Annotated in this window: 19 protein-coding genes; 18 read left to right on the plus strand and 1 reads right to left on the minus strand. The window is 60.4% G+C overall.

Annotation, left to right across the window (positions count from 1 at the left end):
* The first annotated feature begins 96 nt into the window (after positions 1–96).
* The 18 genes from urtA (at position 97) to ureG (ending at position 16,052) form a co-directional block, all read left to right on the plus strand.
* Entirely contained in the window at positions 97–1,392 is a 1,296-nt protein-coding gene (urtA, locus tag AB4Z52_RS01615; protein ID WP_442216148.1) for an urea ABC transporter substrate-binding protein, read from the plus strand.
* A 134-nt stretch (positions 1,393–1,526) separates the two neighbouring features.
* On the plus strand, positions 1,527–3,143 hold the full coding sequence (gene urtB / locus AB4Z52_RS01620) for an urea ABC transporter permease subunit UrtB (protein ID WP_442216149.1): 1,617 nt from the start codon (positions 1,527–1,529) through the stop codon (positions 3,141–3,143).
* Positions 3,140–4,300 carry an urea ABC transporter permease subunit UrtC gene (gene urtC, locus AB4Z52_RS01625; RefSeq protein ID WP_442216150.1) on the plus strand — a complete coding sequence of 387 codons (1,161 nt, stop codon included), beginning with the start codon at positions 3,140–3,142 and terminating at the stop codon, positions 4,298–4,300. The genes urtB and urtC overlap by 4 nt, the downstream gene beginning before the upstream one ends.
* A gap of 4 nt (positions 4,301–4,304) precedes the next feature.
* Entirely contained in the window at positions 4,305–5,060 is a 756-nt protein-coding gene (gene urtD, locus AB4Z52_RS01630) for an urea ABC transporter ATP-binding protein UrtD (RefSeq protein WP_442216151.1), read from the plus strand.
* Positions 5,061–5,207: 147 nt separating this feature from the next.
* Positions 5,208–5,903: an urea ABC transporter ATP-binding subunit UrtE gene (gene urtE, locus AB4Z52_RS01635; protein WP_442216152.1), complete on the plus strand. Its 696-nt coding sequence runs from the start codon at positions 5,208–5,210 to the stop codon at positions 5,901–5,903.
* A 166-nt stretch (positions 5,904–6,069) separates the two neighbouring features.
* Entirely contained in the window at positions 6,070–6,891 is an 822-nt protein-coding gene (locus AB4Z52_RS01640) for an urease accessory protein UreD (RefSeq protein ID WP_442216153.1), read from the plus strand.
* Between the two features lie 34 nt (positions 6,892–6,925).
* Positions 6,926–7,228, plus strand: coding sequence for an urease subunit gamma (locus AB4Z52_RS01645; protein WP_442216154.1), 303 nt, complete (start codon positions 6,926–6,928; stop codon positions 7,226–7,228).
* 25 nt (positions 7,229–7,253) lie between these two features.
* Positions 7,254–7,559, plus strand: coding sequence for an urease subunit beta (locus AB4Z52_RS01650; protein WP_442216155.1), 306 nt, complete (start codon positions 7,254–7,256; stop codon positions 7,557–7,559).
* Positions 7,560–7,589: 30 nt separating this feature from the next.
* On the plus strand, positions 7,590–8,006 hold the full coding sequence (locus tag AB4Z52_RS01655; RefSeq protein ID WP_442216156.1) for a lysozyme inhibitor LprI family protein: 417 nt from the start codon (positions 7,590–7,592) through the stop codon (positions 8,004–8,006).
* Between the two features lie 28 nt (positions 8,007–8,034).
* Positions 8,035–8,661, plus strand: a complete 627-nt coding sequence (locus AB4Z52_RS01660) for a Urease operon accessory protein (protein WP_442216630.1) — start codon at positions 8,035–8,037, stop codon at positions 8,659–8,661.
* A gap of 3 nt (positions 8,662–8,664) precedes the next feature.
* Positions 8,665–10,377 (plus strand): urease subunit alpha, encoded by a 1,713-nt coding sequence (ureC, locus tag AB4Z52_RS01665; protein WP_442216157.1) that lies wholly within the window; start codon positions 8,665–8,667, stop codon positions 10,375–10,377.
* Positions 10,378–10,422: 45 nt separating this feature from the next.
* Positions 10,423–11,331, plus strand: a complete 909-nt coding sequence (locus AB4Z52_RS01670; RefSeq protein ID WP_442216158.1) for a glyoxalase — start codon at positions 10,423–10,425, stop codon at positions 11,329–11,331.
* Between the two features lie 67 nt (positions 11,332–11,398).
* On the plus strand, positions 11,399–12,082 hold the full coding sequence (locus tag AB4Z52_RS01675) for a YoaK family protein (RefSeq protein ID WP_442216159.1): 684 nt from the start codon (positions 11,399–11,401) through the stop codon (positions 12,080–12,082).
* 196 nt (positions 12,083–12,278) lie between these two features.
* The gene (locus AB4Z52_RS01680; protein ID WP_442216160.1) at positions 12,279–12,815 is read left to right on the plus strand and encodes a peroxiredoxin; all 537 of its coding nucleotides are present in this window, start codon (positions 12,279–12,281) and stop codon (positions 12,813–12,815) included.
* 382 nt (positions 12,816–13,197) lie between these two features.
* Complete coding sequence (locus AB4Z52_RS01685) at positions 13,198–14,067, plus strand: GGDEF domain-containing protein (RefSeq protein WP_442216161.1); 870 nt, start codon at positions 13,198–13,200, stop codon at positions 14,065–14,067.
* Between the two features lie 85 nt (positions 14,068–14,152).
* Positions 14,153–14,644 (plus strand): urease accessory protein UreE, encoded by a 492-nt coding sequence (ureE, locus tag AB4Z52_RS01690; protein WP_442216162.1) that lies wholly within the window; start codon positions 14,153–14,155, stop codon positions 14,642–14,644.
* 15 nt (positions 14,645–14,659) lie between these two features.
* Positions 14,660–15,331 (plus strand): urease accessory protein UreF, encoded by a 672-nt coding sequence (locus AB4Z52_RS01695; protein WP_442216163.1) that lies wholly within the window; start codon positions 14,660–14,662, stop codon positions 15,329–15,331.
* A gap of 109 nt (positions 15,332–15,440) precedes the next feature.
* A complete protein-coding gene (ureG, locus tag AB4Z52_RS01700; protein ID WP_442216164.1) occupies positions 15,441–16,052 on the plus strand; it encodes an urease accessory protein UreG in 612 nt (203 codons plus the stop codon).
* A 71-nt stretch (positions 16,053–16,123) separates the two neighbouring features.
* On the opposite strand, the gene AB4Z52_RS01705 is transcribed toward ureG, so the two are convergent.
* Positions 16,124–19,438: an efflux RND transporter permease subunit gene (locus AB4Z52_RS01705; RefSeq protein ID WP_442216165.1), complete on the minus strand. Its 3,315-nt coding sequence runs from the start codon at positions 19,436–19,438 to the stop codon at positions 16,124–16,126.
* Between the last annotated feature and the right edge of the window lie 4 nt (positions 19,439–19,442).

Here is a 19,442-nt window from a genome sequence, read left to right on the forward strand (position 1 = left end):
GCGTATACGGTTTTGCATCGCAGCAACGGATAGTCCCCGCAGCAACGGCCAACTTCAGGTTTTGCCGTTGTAGAATTCGAAGAGGGGATCAATCAGATGAATTTCAAATCATACGTCACAGGCGCCGTGCTCGGCGCCGTCATGTCGACGTCAGCCGTATTCCACAGCACGGCCTACGCTGCGGACGATACGATCAAGGTCGGCATCCTGCACTCGCTTTCCGGCACTATGGCCATCTCCGAGACCACGCTCAAGGACGCCATGCTGATGCTCATCGATGAGCAGAACAAGAAGGGCGGCCTTCTCGGCAAGAAGCTCGAGGCCGTCGTCGTCGATCCGGCTTCGGACTGGCCGCTTTTTGCCGAAAAGGCTAGGGAATTGATCCAGAAGGACAAGGTCGCTGCGGTCTTCGGTTGCTGGACTTCGTCGTCGCGCAAGTCGGTTCTGCCCGTATTCGAGGAGCTGAACTCGCTGCTATTCTACCCGGTTCAGTATGAAGGCGAAGAGTCCTCGCGCAACATCATCTACACGGGTGCCGCGCCGAACCAGCAGGCCATTCCGGCCGTCGACTACCTGATGAACAAGGAAGGCGTAAAGCGCTTCGTGCTGGAAGGCACCGACTACGTCTATCCGCGCACGACCAACAAGATCCTTGAAGCATACCTGATTTCGAAGGGTATTCCGAAGGAAGACATCATGGTCAACTACACGCCGTTCGGCTTCTCCGATTGGCAGACCGAAGTGTCGAAGATCAAGGACTTCGGATCGGCCGGCAAAAAGACCGCCGTCGTTTCGACGATCAACGGCGACGCCAACGTTCCGTTCTACAAGGAACTGGGCAACAAGGGCATCAAGGCGACCGATATCCCTGTCATCGCGTTCTCGGTCGGCGAAGAAGAACTTGCCGGTCTCGACACCAAGCCGCTCGTCGGCCACCTGGCCGCCTGGAACTACTTCGAGTCCGTTGAAAGCCCTGCTAACAAGAACTTCATCAAGGAATGGCACGCCTACACCAAGAACGACAAGCGCGTAACCAACGACCCGATGGAAGCCGCCTATATCGGCTTCAACGCATGGGTCAAGGCCGTTCAGGCTGCCGGCACGACCGATACCGACAAGGTTCTCGACACCATCATCGGCACGACCGTTCCGAACCTCTCCGGCGGCTATGCGACCGTCATGCCGAACCACCACATCACCAAGCCGGTGTTGATCGGTGAAATCCAGGCGAACGGCCAGTTCGAAATCGTCCAGCAGACCCCGGCCGTCGTTGGCGACGAATGGTCCGACTACCTGCCGGACTCCAAGGACCTGATCTCCGATTGGCGCAAGCCGATGTCCTGCGGCAACTTCAATGTCGCTACCGGAAAGTGCGGCGGCAAGGGTTCGTGAGTACCGTCCTCTGATCGACTGATCGTTGCAATGACTTCCGTCCGGATATTCCGGGCGGAAGCCCCGTCCTTCCCGATTGCGTCGGCGCCAGCCAGGCACTGGGAAGGCCTCATGATAACCAAGGCAAAGAGCCGATGTATCGCGCCCTCAAGATTTTCCTTCTGACCCTCAGCCTTGCTTTGCCGGCCTTCGCGACGGTGGTGAAGGCGGACGACAATATCCACACGCTGGTCGATGCGCTCGGCGTCGGCGATTTCCCCGAGCGGGAGGTGGCGATCAAGGCGCTGGTTGCCTCGAAAGATGCGAATGTCGGCCGGATATTGCGGGAACTGAGCGACGGCAAGCTGTTCGTCAGCCAGGACGGCGGCCCCGTCCTAATTATCGGCGGCACGGATGATGCGCCGACGTTCTCAGATCCCGTCACCGGGGATGCCGTTTCCGACATCGATTCGGACGCGATGGTGAAGGTGAAGATAAACAATACACTGCGGGGTGTCCTCAGCGCCTCTTTGAGCCAGCTGACGCTTCTGAGCCCGGATCGATCTGCGCGCCTCTCGGCAGCCCAAGACATGCTGAAGGATGCGGATCCGGCCAATCTTGAGCTTCTGAACTCCGCCCTTACCCAGGAAAAGGACGGCGAAGTCAAGAAGACGATGGAGGCTGGCCGCGCCGTCATGCTCCTGAAGAGCAACGCCAGCCCCGAGGACAAGAAGAATGCGATCGACACGATTGCCGCTCGCGGCGACCGCGATGCCCTTGCAATTCTAAATACCGCCATGCAGACCGCGCCCGACGATCTGAAGCCCGCCCTACAGAGGCACATGGACTCGATCAATACCTCGCTTGCCCTGTGGGACGTGGCGCAGAACATCTGGTACGGCCTGTCGCTGAGTTCTGTCTTGATGCTGGCGGCGATCGGCCTGTCGATCACCTTCGGCGTCATGGGTGTCGTCAACATGGCGCATGGCGAAATGGTGATGCTCGGCGCCTATACGACATATGTCGTGCAGGAAGCGGTGGTCTCCCATCTTCCAAATCTCGCAGACTACTCGCTCGCTTTCGCCGTTCCCGCGGCCTTCCTGTTCACCGGCTTCGTTGGCTTCGTTATCGAGCGCGCGGTGATCCGCTTCTTATACAAGCGGCCGCTCGAGACGTTGCTGGCCACCTGGGGCATCTCGCTGATCCTGCAGCAGGCGGTCCGCTCCATTTTCGGGCCGACCAACCGCGAGGTTCGCAACCCGAGCTGGATGTCCGGCTCGTTCGACCTCGGCGGCCTTGATATCACCTGGAACCGGCTCTGGATCATCGTCTTCGCTTTGGTGGTGTTCTTTGCCCTGCTGATGCTGCTCAAGCGCACCCCGTTCGGCCTGCAGATGCGCGCCGTGACCCAGAACCGGCGCATGGCCTCGTCGATGGGCATCAGAACCGCCTGGGTCGACGCATTCACTTTCGCGCTCGGCTCCGGCGTTGCCGGCATGGCGGGCGTGGCGCTCAGCCAGATCGACAACGTGTCGCCGAACCTCGGCCAGGCCTATATCATTGACAGCTTCATGGTCGTTGTCTTCGGCGGCGTCGGCAACCTCTGGGGAACGCTCGTCGGCGCCATGTCGCTCGGCATCCTCAACAAGTTCCTCGAGCCCTATGCGGGTGCTGTGCTCGGCAAGATCCTGGTGCTCGTCCTCATCATCCTGTTCATCCAGAAGCGACCGCGTGGGCTCTTCGCACTTAAAGGAAGGGCGGTGGAAGCATGATAACGGCCTTCCTGCTCCGGTCGCTCGACCGCAAGATCATTGTCGCTATCGCCGTATTGCTGGCGCTTGCGGTGCTCGTCCCCGCCTCGAACTTGTTGACGTCGCCGCAAAGCGCGCTGCACATCCCGACCTATGTCGTCTCGCTGTTCGGCAAATACCTGACCTATGCGCTGCTGGCGCTTGCACTCGATCTCGTGTGGGGCTTCTGCGGCATTCTTTCGCTCGGACACGGCGCGTTCTTCGCGCTCGGCGGCTATGCGATGGGCATGTACCTGATGCGCCAGATCGGCGCACGCGGTAGCTACGGCAATCCGATCCTTCCCGACTTCATGGTGTTCCTGAACTACAAGGCGCTGCCCTGGTTCTGGTATGGCTTCGACAATTTCTGGTTTGCCGCCCTCATGGTGCTGCTGGTGCCGGGCCTGCTTGCCTATGTCTTCGGCTGGTTCGCCTTCCGCTCCCGCGTCAACGGCGTTTACCTCTCGATCATTACCCAGGCGATGACCTATGCGCTGCTGCTCGCCTTCTTCCGCAACGACATGGGTTTTGGCGGCAATAACGGCCTTACCGATTTCAAGGACATCCTCGGCTACAACATCCAGGCAGACGGTACGCGCGCTGCCCTCTTCTCGTTGACCGCGATCATCCTTGCCTTCTCGTTGCTGCTCGCTTCCGCCATCGTCCGTTCGAAGTTCGGCAAGCTGCTGGTCGGGGTGCGAGATGCGGAAAGCCGGACGCGTTTCCTCGGCTACCGCGTTGAGCACGTTAAGCTTTTCACCTTCGTCGTCTCGGCCATGATGGCCGGCGTTGCCGGCGCGCTTTATGTGCCGCAGGTCGGCATCATCAACCCGGGCGAATTCGCGCCGGCCAACTCGATCGAAGTCGTCATCTGGACGGCGGTCGGCGGCCGCGCGACGCTGATCGGCCCGATCATCGGGGCGATTCTCGTCAACGGCGGCAAGACCATCTTCACCGGCCTGTTTCCCGAAGTCTGGCTGTTTGCGCTCGGTGGTCTGTTCGTCGCCGTGACGCTGTTCCTGCCGCGTGGCGTCGTCGGCACGATCGCTCATTACGGCACCAGCGGGCGTTTTGCGCGCACGGTCTCGACTGATGGGAAAGAGGGCAAGACCGACAACGAAGTTCAGGCTGCGGAGTGAGACCATGATCCCGGACGGCAAGCCAACCAGCATGCTCTACCTCAACAACGTCTCGGTCTCCTTTGATGGCTTCAAGGCGTTGAATTCGCTGTCGATCGTCATCGAGCCCGGCGAACTCAGGGCCATCATCGGCCCGAACGGCGCCGGCAAGACGACGATGATGGACATCATCACCGGCAAGACGCGGCCGGATTCGGGCGAGGTCTTCTTCAACGGCCAGATCGACCTCACCAAGAAAGACGAGGCCGATATCGCGCTGCTCGGCATCGGGCGAAAGTTCCAAAAGCCGACGGTCTTTGAAAGCCATACCGTCTGGGACAATCTGGAACTGGCGCTGAACCGCTCGCGCGGCGTGTTCTCGACATTGTTCTACCGGCTCACGAAGATCGACCAGGACCGTATCTACGAAATCCTCGACACGGTTCGCCTCAATCATCGCCGCGACGAGTTCGCGGCCAATCTCTCGCACGGGCAAAAGCAATGGCTGGAGATCGGCATGCTACTGGCGCAGGAGCCGAAGCTGCTGTTGGTCGACGAACCCGTCGCCGGGATGACCGACGCAGAAACCTCGGAGACGGCGCTGCTGTTGAAGGAGATCGCCAAGACGCGTTCCGTCGTCGTCGTCGAGCACGACATGGGCTTCATCCGCGATCTTGGCGTCAAGGTGACGTGCCTTGCCGAAGGTTCGGTGCTCGCCGAGGGCTCGATCGATTTCGTCAGCAGCGATCCGAAGGTAATCGAGAACTATCTGGGGCGTTAAATACCCTCGCCTTGAGGGGGAGGGTCGGATGAACGGCCGGGGTGGGGGTGATTTTGCGAAGAACAGGGATCACCTCCACCCGCAGCTTCATTGCGACCTCCCCCGTCAAGGGGGAGGTGAAGAGCAAAGAATTGCAGAGGTACACACATGCTGACCGTTGAAAACGCAAATCTTCATTATGGCGCAGCCCAGGCTTTGCGGGGCGTATCGCTGAAAGCGGAGATGGGGAAGATCACCTGTGTGCTTGGGCGCAACGGGGTCGGCAAGAGTTCGCTGCTGCGGGCGGTCACCGGGCAGCATGCGCTCAGCGCCGGCAATATCAGTTTCAACAATGTGAAGCTTAACGGCATGGCTCCGTTCTCCCGAGCAAAGCAGGGCATCGGCTATGTTCCGCAGGGCCGTGAGATATTTCCGTTGTTGACGGTGAAGGAAAATCTTGAGACCGGCTATGCGCCTATTCCTCGCAAGGACCGGTATGTTCCAGATGACGTGTTTAGCCTGTTTCCGGTGTTGAATACGATGTTGTCGCGCCGCGGCGGCGATCTCTCCGGCGGACAGCAGCAGCAGTTGGCCATCGGGCGGGCGCTGGTGACGCGGCCAAAGATCCTCGTGCTCGACGAGCCGACCGAGGGTATTCAGCCGTCGATCATCAAGGATATCGGCCGGGCGATCCAGTATCTGAGGGATTCCACCGGAATGGCGATCCTGCTGGTCGAGCAGTATCTCGATTTTTGCCGCGAGCTTGCCGACTATGTCTATATCATGGACCGCGGCGAGATCGTGCACGAGGGATTGGCGGAAACGCTCGATACGCCGGAAGCCCGCCGCCACCTGACCGTCTGATCGATCTCAAGGCATCCGGCGAAAATTGAGGCAGCGCGAAGGGCCGACGGGGACACGCAAATGTCGCTCCGCCCGGTTTCTGCCGAGGCCCTCCCGAACGGCACAAAAAATGCTTGCTTTCAATCGCTTGGCGGATTGAATGGGGAATGAGCGAGGGAATGGCGGAATGACGACAGCGGTGGCGACTACCAGACCGCAGCGGGCTGAGGGTCGCGGTCATCTGGCCGCCAAGATGCTCGACGGGCGGACGCGTCTGGCCGAATTCTTTCAAGAGGGGGCAGCCAAGATCCGCCTTCCCGATACGTTCGACAATTCCATGGAAGCAGTGATCATCAATACGGCCGGCGGGCTGACCGGCGGTGATCGGATGAATTGGAGCATCACTGCGGCCCCCGGCACCCGGATCGACGTGACGACGCAGGCTTGCGAGAAGATCTACAAGGCCTCGGTGGGCACGGCGGAGATTTCGACCGTGATCAAGGTCGGTGCCGGCGCGCGGGTCGACTGGCTGCCGCAGGAGACCATCTTGTTCGACCGTGCTTCGCTTGCAAGGCGGCTGGATGTCGATCTCGACGAGACGGGAGAATTTCTGGCGGTCGAAGCAGTCCTGCTTGGGCGCAAGGCGATGGGCGAAGCAATGGTGAAGGGGCTCTTCCGTGACCGTTGGCGTATTCGACGGGCCGGGCGGTTGATCCATGCGGAGGATTTGCGGTTCGAGGGCGAAGTGGCGAAGCTGACGGCCAGGGGCGCGGTGCTCGGCGCGAAGGTCGCCTTCGCCACTGTGCTCTATGCCGGGCCATCTGCCGAAGCCTACCTGGCAAAGATCAGGCCGTTGCTCGAGGGCCATATCGGCGGAGCCAGCCACTGGAAGGATAAGCTCGTCGTGCGCCTTGCCGCAGCCGACGGCTTCGCGCTTCGAAAAATTCTGATCCCGGTCATTTCGGTCTTGCGCAACGGCGCGCCAGTGCCGAAAGTCTGGAACCTGTAGCAAAACAAATTTCGATCAAACACATGGGCAGACGATGAACCTCACTCCGAGAGAAAAAGACAAGCTGTTGATTTCCATGGCAGCGATGGTGGCGCGGCGGCGGCTTGAGCGCGGCGTCAAGCTGAACTATCCAGAGGCGATCGCGCTGATCAGCGATTTTGTCGTCGAGGGCGCACGCGACGGCCGTTCGGTCGCCGATCTGATGTCAGCAGGCGCCAGCGTCATCAGCCGCGACCAGGTCATGGAGGGCATCGCTGAGATGATCCACGACGTACAGGTCGAGGCGACATTCCCCGATGGCACCAAGCTCGTCACCGTGCATGAACCGATCCGCTAAGCCCTGCTAAGACGAGGACACAACCATGATCCCAGGCGAAATCATTGCCGCAAGCGGCGATATCGAACTGAATGCCGGCGCGCCTACCGTGTCGCTCGATGTCTCAAACACCGGGGACCGGCCTGTGCAGGTGGGCAGTCACTATCATTTTGCTGAGACCAATGGCGGGTTGTCGTTCGATCGCGACAAGGCCAATGGCATGCGGCTGGATATTCCCGCCGGAACCGCCGTTCGTTTCGAGCCGGGCCAAACACGTTCCGTGACGCTGATCCCCTTGTCGGGAAAGCGCGAGGTCTATGGCTTCCGCCAGCAGATCATGGGCAAGCTCTGAGCCGAGCTCGAAAAAGGAGGAGGGATATTCATGCGGCTGCAATTGCTTCTGGCAGGGGTTGCGCTGTCGATCCTCTTCGCGTTCGGCCCGGCTCGCGCCGACGACGCGGCAGATTGTGGCAATGCGGCGACGCAGATGGATATGAATAGCTGCTCGGACCAGGATTATCAGGCGGCCGACGCCGAGCTCAATGCGCAGTACAAGAAGACGCGGGCCGCCATGCTCGAGCTCGACACGGGGCTTGATGCGAGCCTCAGGGGTGCCGAGAAGGCGCTGCTCGCCGGCCAGCGCGCCTGGATCGACTATCGCGACGGCGAGTGTGAGGCGGAAGGATTTCAGGCCCGTGGTGGGTCAATGGAGCCGATGCTTGTGTCCGGCTGCAAGGCGACGCTGACACGCGCACGGACCAAGGAATTGAAGCAACTGGCCGATGGGCCTGGGAATTGAGCGCCTCGTGAAGGGACAACGGACAATCATGATCGTCGGCAATGGCGAGATCGCGGACGGATCGGCCGACAGGATCGATGCCGCCGATCTCGTCGTGCGTTTCAAATGCGGCTCCTTCGGCAAGGGCGGGCGTCGGACCGACGTCGTTGCCGTCTGCAACACCGGCCGGCCGGCGAAATCCATGCTGACTTCGAGCGAATGGCGCGACAAGCAGGCCGTCGTGGATGCATCGGAAATCTGGAGCGTCCGTGACCCGCAGAAATTCGAGGCGATGCGAGCACCCCTGGCACAATCTCACCCGGAACTCGACGATTTCTGCGACGACTATACGGAAGGGTTCGCAGCCTTTGCCGCTGAGACCGGCAAACGACATGTCGTCATCGACGAGACTGTCCACGAGGCGGTCGATGCGGCGCGGGGGCTGCACCAACCCGAGCCCTATGTCGTCCCGAGCAGCGGCCTGATCGTCATCGCTGAAATCCTCGCGCGCCATCTCGACGACGACATCGCCAACGCGGGCTTTGGCCACGCCGGATGGAACGGCCACCCGTTTTCAGCGGAGAGGTGGCTTGTTGAATCCTTTATTTCAGCCGGACGATTGAGGCGTTTCAATCCTAGCGATTTCTCTTTTTCTTCTTCCTCCCAAGGAGCCTGATCGATGCCCTACAAGATTTCCCGCGCTGCCTATGCAAACATGTTTGGTCCGACCACCGGCGACAAGGTTAGGCTTGCCGATACCGAGCTGTTCATCGAAGTCGAGAAGGATTTGACGACCTATGGCGAGGAAGTGAAGTTCGGGGGCGGCAAGGTCATTCGCGACGGCATGGGCCAGAGCCAGGTGACGCGGGCAAATGGTGCCGTCGACACCGTCATCACCAATGCGCTGATCGTCGACACCTGGGGCATCGTCAAAGCCGATATCGGCCTCAAGGACGGCCGGATCGTCGCGATCGGCAAGGCGGGCAATCCCGACATGCAGCCGGGCGTCAACATCATCGTCGGCCCGGGCACTGAGGCGATTGCGGCCGAGGGCAAGATTGTCACAGCCGGCGGCATGGACAGCCACATCCACTTCATCTGCCCGCAGCAGATCGAGGAGGCGCTGATGTCGGGGCTGACCACCATGCTCGGCGGCGGCACGGGTCCGGCACACGGCACGCTTGCCACCACCTGCACGCCCGGCCCCTGGCATCTGGCGCGGATGATCGAGGCTGCCGATGCCTTTCCGATGAACCTTGCCTTTGCCGGCAAGGGCAATGCTTCGCTTCCAGGCGCGCTTGAGGAAATGGTGCTTGCGGGCGCGACGTCGCTGAAGCTGCATGAGGATTGGGGCACGACGCCGGCTGCGATCGACTGCTGCCTGACGGTTGCCGACCAATATGACGTGCAGGTGATGATCCACACGGACACGCTGAACGAAAGCGGCTTCGTCGAGGATACGATCGACGCCATCAAGGGCCGCACGATCCACGCCTTTCATACCGAAGGCGCCGGCGGCGGTCACGCGCCCGACATCATCAAAATCTGCGGCCAGTCGAACGTCATACCGTCCTCGACCAACCCGACCCGGCCCTACACGGTCAACACCATCGCCGAGCATCTCGATATGCTGATGGTCTGCCATCACCTGTCCTCGTCGATCCCCGAGGACATCGCCTTTGCCGAAAGCCGCATCCGCAAGGAGACGATCGCGGCCGAAGATATTCTCCACGATATCGGCGCATTCTCGATCATCTCGTCGGACAGCCAGGCCATGGGCCGCGTCGGCGAAGTGGCGATACGCACCTGGCAGACAGCCGACAAGATGAAGCGCCAGCGCGGTCGACTGAAGGAGGAAAAGGGCGAGAACGACAATTTCCGCGTCAAGCGCTATATCGCCAAATACACCATCAATCCGGCAATCGCCCATGGCCTCAGCCATGAGATTGGCTCGATCGAAGTTGGCAAGCGTGCCGATCTCGTCCTCTGGAGCCCGGCGTTCTTCGGCGTCAAGCCCGACATGATCCTGCTCGGCGGCTCGATCGCGGCGGCGCCGATGGGTGATCCGAATGCCTCCATCCCGACGCCGCAGCCGGTGCATTACCGGCCGATGTTTGCCGCCTACGGCAAGAGCCTGACGAACTCCTCCGTCACCTTCGTGTCTCAGGCCTCCCTGGATGGCGGCCTGAAGGGCAGGCTTGGCGTTGCCAAGAACCTCGTTGCTGTCAAGAATACCCGCGGCGGGATTTCCAAGGCGTCGATGGTGATGAACAGCCTGACGCCGCATATCGAGGTCGATCCGGAAACCTACGAGGTGCGCGCCGACGGTGAACTGCTGACCTGCGAACCGGCTACCGTGCTGCCGATGGCACAGCGCTATTTTCTGTTCTAGAAGCGCGATCGTTGCTGCGTCGCTCGTTTGAAACTGGAATTGTGGATGTCTGATCGCTCGATGCGTAGGGGATTTCTTGCCTTTGCGTTCATTTTCGCCACCTTGTCGCCTCTGGCGGAGGTGCAGCCTGCACTGGCGCTAACGGCGGTCGGGGTGGGGCCGCAATATGATACGACGCATGTCTATGTCGCGCCGAGCGATGTCGATGTCTTCGTCGCAAGCTTCCTTGCGACCTTCGGCGGCACGAGCACAAAGCAGGTGGTGACGACCGTGACGCCGACGCCCAGCAGCACGACGTCGCAGCTGTTGCAGACGCCGGCGGGTAAGATTTCCCTCTTCGGCTTCACCACGCCCATTCCTTATCCCTTCGGCTCCGAGCGGACCGGTTATCTCGTCACCGACATGGACAAGGCGGTGGCCGCCGCACGGTCTGCCGGCGCCGACGTCATCGTTGCGCCGTTTCCGGATCCGATCGGACGCGACGCAGTCGTCCAGTGGCCGGGCGGCGTTAACATGCAGCTCTATTGGCATACGACGGTGCCGAATTATCCGGCGCTCGAGACCGTGCCGGAAAACAGGGTGTACGTCTCCTCTGATCGGCCCACCGCCTTTGTTCGAGACTTCGTCGCCTTTTCGCATGGCAAGGTTGTTTCAGACGAGCGACACGCACCAGGCATCGAGATCGGCCGGTCGCAGGAGATCTTTCGTCGCATTCGCATAGAATCCGTCTTCGGGCGGATGACGGTGCTCGTAACAGACGGCCATCTGCCGTTTCCCTACGGTCTGGAGACGACGGGCTACGAGACGACGAACCTCAAGGATACGCTCGACAAAGCGCGGGCCAGCGGCGCGAAGGTGCTCGTCGAACCCTATGCGTCCGACGGCCGCAACGCGGCGATGGTGCAGTTTCCCGGCGGCTACATTGCCGAGATCCACGATATCGTCGCCAGGTAGGCTGTAGCGCGATCGGCAGATCTGCACGGTCATTGGGCGGCGGAAGTTTCGCTATAGCGAGGTTACGATGAAGATCAGTCTGCCCATCTTGTTGAGCTTCAATGGCGGCTACGTGGACACGGCCGGATTTCTCGCCCTCCAGGGGCTGTTCACGGCGCATGTTACCGGCAACTTCGTCACCTTCGGTGCGGCGATGGCGCTTGGTACCTCCGGCGCCGTGGCCAAGCTGCTCGCACTGCCGACGTTTTGCATTGTCGTTGTCCTCTCCCGGTTACTGGCGCACGTGCTTTCGAGACGCAGCTTGCCAGTGCTGCGCACGCTGCTGTCTCTCAAATTCCTGTTGCTTGCGCTGGGTGCGGTGCTGGCGATCCAGCTTGGCCCTTTCGTCAACGGCAATAGTGCACAGGCAATTTTGACCGGCATAGTGCTGGTTTCGGCCATGGCCATTCAAAACGCGGTGCACCGTGTCCATCTTTCCAGTGCGCCGCCGTCGACGCTGATGACCGGAACGACGACGCAGATCATGATCGATCTGGCGGACCTCATGTTGGGCATACCTGCTGGGGCAAAGGCGGCATGGCGGGCGCGGGTGCTGCGCATGGGGACTGCCGTCTGCTGTTTTGCGCTCGGCTGCGGCTCGGCCGCCCTGCTTTTCGTCCTCCTCGGCATGGGCTGTTTCCTATTGCCGCCGGTGATCGCCCTCATCGGCATTCTGTTTTACAGCGTTGAGCTGGTCGCGAAGCCGTCCTGAGAGCCTGATGCTCGGTTGGTGGGCTGTATTGCATCGGGTCCCATGCATCCGATGCACGTCTGCCATGCGACGGCCGTCAGTCCCGCATTTCATGCTGCATTGCGGCAAAATCTTAGCTAGGGATGATGTTTCACGAGCGGCTGCGGTTCTTCCCGAGAGCTTGCCGTAGCCTCATTGTCCCGAAGGAGATATTTGGATGATCGGCAAAAAAGTACCCTTCGTCACTTTCCGCACCCGCGTTAGAGACGAATCAGTTGGCGGCTCCAATCCGTTCCGTTGGCAGGATGTGACGTCGCAGGACTATTTCGGCGGCAGGCGCGTCGTGCTGTTCTCGCTGCCCGGCGCATTCACGCCGACCTGCTCGAATTTCCAGCTTCCCGACTTCGAGAAGCTCTATGAAGAATTCAAGTCCGAAGGCATCGACGAAATCTATTGCATCTCCGTCAACGACGCTTTCGTGATGAATGCCTGGGGAAAGTCGCAGGGTCTCGTCAACATCAAGCTCATCCCCGACGGCTCCGGCGAGTTCACCCGCAAGATGGGCATGCTTGTTTCGAAGGACAATGTCGGCTTCGGCATGCGCTCCTGGCGCTATGCGGCTGTCATCGATAACGGCACCGTCGAGCAGTGGTTCGAGGAAGAGGGCCATAGTGACAATGCCGATAGCGACCCCTACGGCGTTTCCTCCCCGCAGAATATCCTGGACAACCTGAAGCAACTGCAGGCCGCCTGAGCAGGCCAAAATGTTATAGGCGATCACGAAAGGCTCCGAATTTCGGAGCCTTTTTCTTTTGGTCCGAAAGGCCCAAATCTGGGTGCAAAAGATTGTGTTAGAGATGATGCAGAAATGCAACTCTGCCTAAAGTGAGCTGCAATGAAACACAATCTAGCGGCTCATGGGTCGGCGCTCGACATGTCATTCACATATTGGTGGACTTCGACGCAATCCTAGGGCGATCACGCGCTTTCGCCAATTTGCGGCTGCTTCGAAGAGGATCATTCTTGTCTGTTCACAACCCGTCGATCACTGGCATTTGAGCTAATCCGTTAAGGACTTGGAAGATCCTAGACCCCTATCTGGAATCGCGGGATGTCGGGCGGAGGAAGGTCGAAACATGAAGAAATGGATTTCGCTCCAGGCCGAGCTCGGTAACTTTCATCGGAGGGAGAGCGTCTATGTTTTCTCCCTAAAGATGAGTTTTCTGGCTGTCATCCTCTCGCTTCTCATGCTCGCAGCGCTCATTCCGGCTCTGCGTTTGCTGGGTCTGCTGCCGCTTCCGTTGACGGACGCAATCCGCTACGGCGTCCTTCTGTCGTGGCTGCTCGGCGGCGTGGTTTCGGGAGCACTTGCCCTCCTTTCCGGTTCCGCCATTCACGATCTCTCATTGTCGCGCGCGGAGTTCGAGCGGCTTAGCCGCACCGACGCCCTGTCCGGTCTGCTGAACAGGCGTGCCTTTACCGAAGCGCTCGACGGCGTCGAGGAGAACGCCTCGCTGGTCATTTTCGATCTTGATCGATTCAAGGCGATCAACGACCAGCACGGCCATGCATCCGGCGATGCCGTTATCGTCGCGATCTCACGGATGCTCGCCGACATTTTCGACGGAAAGAACCTCGTGGCGCGATTGGGCGGCGAAGAATTCGCGGTGATCGTCTGCGGCGGCAGCGTCGAGGACCGGCTGGCTCGTATCGAGGAAGTAAAGGCGCTGGTTGCCGAGAGCGTCATTCCGATCGACAGCGGAGAGGTCAGGATCACCATATCGGCCGGTATCGCGGATATCTGGCCGGGACGGAAGAAGGAAGCGGTCTATGGTGCTGCCGACAAGGCGCTGTACCTGGCCAAGGCGCTCGGGCGCAACCGCATTGTCCACGAGAGCGAGAGGCTTCAGCCCGCCTGGCAGCGTCAGGTAGAGGATACTGATGCGCCCGACCACAAGGGCCTAGTGTCAAACGGCGAGGGGCCACGCCACGGCTATGGAGTATAATAGCACTCGACGCTAGGCCGCATTCGGCCTTGCATCGCAAGTCACTATTTTGCATGGTCTGTCGAAGCTTTGAATTGGACATGTCATGCAGCGCGTTACTTCCTATCTACCGGCCGGAACGCCATCTTCGAACCCGATCGACAAGGTCGTGCTGCCTCACGATCTCCGGCATCTGCGCCGCAAACTGCTGCATCTCCAAAATGGCGATATGGTCATGCTCGACCTGAAGGAGCCTGTGCTGTTTGCCAATGGCGACCTGCTGGTGCTCGAAGACGGCGAATTGATCGAGATCGTTGCGGCGGAGGAAAAGCTGTTCGAAATTACGCCGCGCGACCGCATTCATCTGACCGAGCTCGCCTGGCATCTCGGCAATCGCCACCTGCCGGCTCAGATCGAGGAGAACCGCATCCTCATTCTGCGCGATCACGTTATCCGCGCCATGCTCGAGGGCCTCGGAGCGAAGGTCGCTGAGGTTGCCGAACCATTCCAGCCGGTGCGCGGCGCCTATCATTCGCACGGTGGCGATGCCCATGGGCACGGGGGGCATGGGCACGATCACGGACATGACCATCACTAGCGCGAAAAAGCTCGGATGACCGAAGACGGGGATATTCAGGCTCTCTTGCGGTTGATGGCGTGGCTTTCGCCGGCCTTTCCGATCGGCTCCTTCGCCTATTCCGGCGGATTGGAGCGCGTAGTCCATGACAGACTGGTGGCAAATGCGGAAGACCTCGCCGATTGGATCGCGACGGTCGTCGAGCATGGTTCCGTCTGGAACGACGCGTTGCTTCTGGCGGAGGCGCTGAGGGCAAGCGATGACGCGACGCGTCTTGGCGAGGTTGCCGAACTTGCCGAAGCATTGGCCGGTTCGCGCGAGCGACATCAGGAAACCATGCTGCTTGGGGAGGCTTTTCTGTCCGCTGCAATGGCTTGGCCGGACGAAGTATTTTCTCGGCTTCCTGTAAAGGCGGCCTATCCGGTCGCCGTCGGCGCGGTCGCGGGCGCGCATGGCGTAGCGGCGGAAAAGGCAATCGCTGCCTTTCTGCATTCCCTGGCGTCGCAAAGCATATCGGCCGGCATTCGCCTGGGGGTATCAGGTCAAAAAGACGGCGTTGCCATCCTTGCAGGTCTTGAGCGCCTTATCGCTGTCGTGGCGAAGAAGGCTGCCCGGTCAAGTCTCGATGACCTCGGCTCTGCGACGATCCAGGCTGATATCGCGACCCTGCTCCATGAGACCCAGGGGACAAGGCTCTTCAGATCATGAGCGATCCCGAACTTGCGGATTTGTTGCCTATCCACCGGTTCCTACGTCATTCGCCGCTGTCCACGCCGTGCGGGTTTCGCTACCATACTGTTTTACTGGAGTTTCAGGCATGAAATCGAGAAACGGACCTTTGCGCGTCGGCATCGGCGGACCTGTCGGCTCGGGGAAAACGGCGCTGACCGAGAAGCTCTGCAAGGCCATGCGCGACGATTTTTCGGTCGCGGTCGTCACCAACGACATCTACACGACGGAGGATGCGGAAGCACTGGTGCGGATGCAGGCGCTGCCGTCTGATCGTATTGTCGGTGTCGAGACGGGCGGCTGCCCGCATACGGCGATCCGCGAGGATGCGACGATCAATCTTCAGGCAATCGCCGGCCTCAACGAGCGCATTCCGGACCTCGACGTCGTGTTCATCGAATCGGGCGGCGACAATCTCGCGGCGACGTTTTCGCCAGATCTCGCCGATATCACCATTTACGTCATCTCGGTGTGCCAGGGCGAGGAAATCCCCCGCAAGGGCGGTCCGGGGATCACCAAATCGGACCTACTGGTCATAAACAAGAAGGACCTTGCTCCGTATGTTGGCGCAGATCTCGAGGTGATGGACCGCGACGCCACCCGCATGCGCGCCACCCGCCCCTTTGTGTTCTCCGATATGAAGCGCGGCGACGGCATCGGGACGATCGTCGATTTTCTGAAAGTTCATGGCGGGCTGTAGCGCTGCACATTGATCGCAGCAGGCAACAAAAAGCCGGGACGAACCCGGCTTTTTGTTGCCTGCTGCGCGACCTATTCGGCCGCAAGTGGCGGCATTTTTACCACGTTCAGCTTGCTCGATCCGCCATGCACCGGCGTTTCCTTCGGCTCGATAGCATTGACACGGTCTTCCAGCGCGGCAATCGATTTGCGGTTTTCGTCGACAGAGGCTTCGATCTCTTCCTTGGACAGCGGTACGCGCTCGACGTCCTTCTTGCCGACGAGGCGGCCGAATATCCAGGCAAGAAGCCGTGACAGGTCGTCCATGATCAGGAAGAACGACGGCACCACGATCAGGCTCAGTGCCGTCGAGACGATGATGCCGCCGATGACGGCGATCGCCATTGGCGCGCGGAACGAGCCGCCTTCGCCGACGCCAAGCGCCGAGGGCAGCATGCCGGCCGACATGGCGATCGAGGTCATGATGATTGGCCGCGCACGCTTGCGGCCTGCCTCGACCATGGCTTCGATGCGTGGCATGCCCTTGTGCATCATCTCAATGGCGAAATCGACGAGAAGGATCGCGTTCTTGGTGACGATACCCATCAGCATCAGGATGCCGATCAACACTGGCATCGAGAGCGGATTGTTGGTGATGATCAACCCCGCCGCGACGCCGCCGATGGCAAGCGGCAGCGAGAACAGGATGGTGAAGGGCTGGATCACGTCCTTAAACAGCAGCACCAGTACGGTCAGGACCAGAAGCAGCCCGAGCAGCATCGCGTTGATGAAGCCCTGCTGCATTTCGCCCTGAACCTTGGTGTCACCGGTTTCGGCCAGATGGACGGTCGCCGGAATTTTCGCTTCTCTGACAATCTCGCGGAAGCGCTCCGAAGCGGAGTCCAAGGCGACACCCTGCGGCAGGTCCGCGCCGATGGCGACGACACGGAAGCGATTGTTGCGCTTGATCGAGCTCAAGCCCTCCGAATAGTCGATGTCGGCGACGCTTGCGAGCGGCACGGTGGTGCCGGCGGCCGTCTGGATCCGCATTGCCCTGATGGCAGCGAGATCCCGGCGCATGCCGATCTGGGTCTGGACGCGGATTGGTATCTGGCGATCATCGAGCGAGATCTTTGCGAGCGACGCATCGATATCGCCGATGGTGGCGACGCGGATGGTGTCGGAAATCTGCTGCGGCGTGATGCCGAGGCGGGCGGCCTCGTCCTTGCGTGGATGCACCTGCAATTCGGGACGGGGCAGGGCACCGTCAGCGCTGACGTTCGAAAGCAGCGGATCGGCGCGCAGCTTCGATTCCAGAATGCCGATTGCCGTATTCAAATCCTTCTCGCTGCGCGACAGGAAGTTGAACGACAGGTCACGATCGCCACGGTCGTTGAGCTTGGTGACGCGCACGTCGGGTATCGAGCGGAGCCTGGAAAAGACCTCCTGCTCGATCTGCCACTGCGGCCTGACACGGCCGGAAAGGGCCACTTTCGGAAGATGCGGGCCGATGATCGGGATCGAGCCCAGCACATCGTTGACGAGCTTCTTGACCAGCGACTGGTCCAGCTTGTCGAGCGCGAGCGTTATCGTTGCACGGCGCAACTCGAGGTCTCCCTTCGGCCCCGCGCCGCCGAGCACGAAGATGGTGTCAATGCCATCGGTGCCCTTGAGGCGCTTATAGACCTCGTTGGTGACCAGTTCGGTGTCGTTGAGCCGCGCATTCGGGGGCAGTTCGACCGAGAGGACGATGCGCGATGCGTCTTCCGTGGGCAGGAAGCTGCCGGGCACCTGGAAGAGGAAATAGAGCGAGCCGACTAGGAAGCCGATAGCGGCAAGCATGGTCGTATAGCGCCAGCGGGTCGTCACGCGGATAAGCCGCGTATAGCCCTTCATCACCCGGCTGTCATTGCCGTGGTGGTCATCCATCGCGTCTTCGGCGCGCATCAGGTATGCGGCCATCATCGGCGTGATGAGGCGCGCTACCATCAGCGAGAAGAAGACCGAGAAGGCAACCGTCAGTCCGAACTGGATGAAATACTGGCCTGGAATGCCCGGCATGAAGGAGACCGGCACGAAGACCGCGATGATCGTGAACGTCGTTGCGATCACGGCAAGGCCGATCTCGTCGGCAGCTTCGATCGCGGCGCGATAGGGCGTTTTGCCCATCTTGATATGTCGGGCGATATTTTCGATCTCGACGATGGCGTCATCGACGAGGATACCAGTCGCCAATGTCAGCGCCAGGAAGCTGACGAGGTTCAGCGAGAACCCCATCATGTGCATGATCCAGAACGTCGGCACCGCCGAAAGCGGCAGCGCAATCGCCGAAATAAGCGTTGCGCGCCAGTTCCTCAGGAACAGGAAAACGACAATGATCGCGAGCAGGGCGCCCTCGATCAGGGTGTCCATAGCTGCTTCATAATTGCCGTAGGTGAAGTAGACGCTGTCGTCGATGAGTTCGATGGAGACGCCGGGATTTTCGGCGCGAACCGTTTTCAGGCTATCGGCAACGGTCTTGGCAACGCTGACTTCGCTGGCGCCCTTCGAGCGGAAGACCGCAAAGGTGACGGCGGGCGTGCTGTTGAAGCGTGAGAAGGACTTCGGCTCCTGATAGGTGTCCTTGATGGCGCCAAGATCCGATAGCTTGACGAAGCGTCCGTTGGTGAGTGCAATCGTGGTGTCAGCAAGCTGGGCGACATTGCGGGCGTCGCCGAGAACGCGGATCGCCTGCTCGCTGCCGGCAACCTGGCCGCGGCCGGAGCCGAGATCGACGTTGGTGCCGCGAAGCTGCTTGCTGACGCTTGCTGCGGTGATGCCATGGGAATTAAGTTTGCTCGGATCGAGCTCGATGCGCACTTCGCGATCGGCGCCGCCGTAGCGGTCGACGCGGCCAATGCCGGTCTGCCCCTGCAATGCGCGCTTGACCGTGTCGTCGACGAACCAGGAGAGTTCCTCGAGCGACATGTTCGGCGAGGAGACTGCGAATGTCTGGATCGCCTGGCCTTCGGCCTCGATCTTGGAGACGATCGGTTCGTCAACCGTGGACGGAAGGCTGCCGCGAATGCGATCGATCGCGTCCTTCGTGTCCTGCACCGCTTGCTCGGTCGGTACTTCCAGATGGAACAGGATGACCGTCTGCGACTGACCGTCGGTGACTGTCGACTGGATTTCATCGACGCCGGTGATGCTGGCAACCGCATCCTCGACTTCCTTGGTGACTTGCATTTCCAGTTCGGCCGGAGACGCGCCGCTCTGCGTCACTGTCACATTGACGATAGGAACGTCGATATTCGGGAAGCGGGTGATCGGCAGTGTGTGGAACGACTGTATGCCGACGAACATCAGCAGGAAAAATCCGAGCAGCGGCGCGATCGGGTTTCGGATGGACCAGGCGGAGAAGTTCATCTGT

Origin of the sequence: Rhizobium sp. 2YAF20, from assembly GCF_052114685.1 — a bacterium.
Classification (GTDB): domain Bacteria; phylum Pseudomonadota; class Alphaproteobacteria; order Rhizobiales; family Rhizobiaceae; genus Rhizobium.

What these genes read in the sequence shown, in the direction of transcription:
- urtA (WP_442216148.1), top strand. Translation starts at nt 97, where the DNA reads ATGAATTTCAAATCATACGTCACAGGCGCCGTGCTCGGCGCCGTCATG.
- urtB (WP_442216149.1), top strand. Translation starts at nt 1,527, where the DNA reads ATGTATCGCGCCCTCAAGATTTTCCTTCTGACCCTCAGCCTTGCTTTG.
- urtC (WP_442216150.1), top strand. Translation starts at nt 3,140, where the DNA reads ATGATAACGGCCTTCCTGCTCCGGTCGCTCGACCGCAAGATCATTGTC.
- urtD (WP_442216151.1), top strand. Translation starts at nt 4,305, where the DNA reads ATGATCCCGGACGGCAAGCCAACCAGCATGCTCTACCTCAACAACGTC.
- urtE (WP_442216152.1), top strand. Translation starts at nt 5,208, where the DNA reads ATGCTGACCGTTGAAAACGCAAATCTTCATTATGGCGCAGCCCAGGCT.
- AB4Z52_RS01640 (WP_442216153.1), top strand. Translation starts at nt 6,070, where the DNA reads ATGACGACAGCGGTGGCGACTACCAGACCGCAGCGGGCTGAGGGTCGC.
- AB4Z52_RS01645 (WP_442216154.1), top strand. Translation starts at nt 6,926, where the DNA reads ATGAACCTCACTCCGAGAGAAAAAGACAAGCTGTTGATTTCCATGGCA.
- AB4Z52_RS01650 (WP_442216155.1), top strand. Translation starts at nt 7,254, where the DNA reads ATGATCCCAGGCGAAATCATTGCCGCAAGCGGCGATATCGAACTGAAT.
- AB4Z52_RS01655 (WP_442216156.1), top strand. Translation starts at nt 7,590, where the DNA reads ATGCGGCTGCAATTGCTTCTGGCAGGGGTTGCGCTGTCGATCCTCTTC.
- AB4Z52_RS01660 (WP_442216630.1), top strand. Translation starts at nt 8,035, where the DNA reads ATGATCGTCGGCAATGGCGAGATCGCGGACGGATCGGCCGACAGGATC.
- ureC (WP_442216157.1), top strand. Translation starts at nt 8,665, where the DNA reads ATGCCCTACAAGATTTCCCGCGCTGCCTATGCAAACATGTTTGGTCCG.
- AB4Z52_RS01670 (WP_442216158.1), top strand. Translation starts at nt 10,423, where the DNA reads ATGTCTGATCGCTCGATGCGTAGGGGATTTCTTGCCTTTGCGTTCATT.
- AB4Z52_RS01675 (WP_442216159.1), top strand. Translation starts at nt 11,399, where the DNA reads ATGAAGATCAGTCTGCCCATCTTGTTGAGCTTCAATGGCGGCTACGTG.
- AB4Z52_RS01680 (WP_442216160.1), top strand. Translation starts at nt 12,279, where the DNA reads ATGATCGGCAAAAAAGTACCCTTCGTCACTTTCCGCACCCGCGTTAGA.
- AB4Z52_RS01685 (WP_442216161.1), top strand. Translation starts at nt 13,198, where the DNA reads ATGAAGAAATGGATTTCGCTCCAGGCCGAGCTCGGTAACTTTCATCGG.
- ureE (WP_442216162.1), top strand. Translation starts at nt 14,153, where the DNA reads ATGCAGCGCGTTACTTCCTATCTACCGGCCGGAACGCCATCTTCGAAC.
- AB4Z52_RS01695 (WP_442216163.1), top strand. Translation starts at nt 14,660, where the DNA reads ATGACCGAAGACGGGGATATTCAGGCTCTCTTGCGGTTGATGGCGTGG.
- ureG (WP_442216164.1), top strand. Translation starts at nt 15,441, where the DNA reads ATGAAATCGAGAAACGGACCTTTGCGCGTCGGCATCGGCGGACCTGTC.
- AB4Z52_RS01705 (WP_442216165.1), bottom strand. Translation starts at nt 19,438, where the DNA reads ATGAACTTCTCCGCCTGGTCCATCCGAAACCCGATCGCGCCGCTGCTC.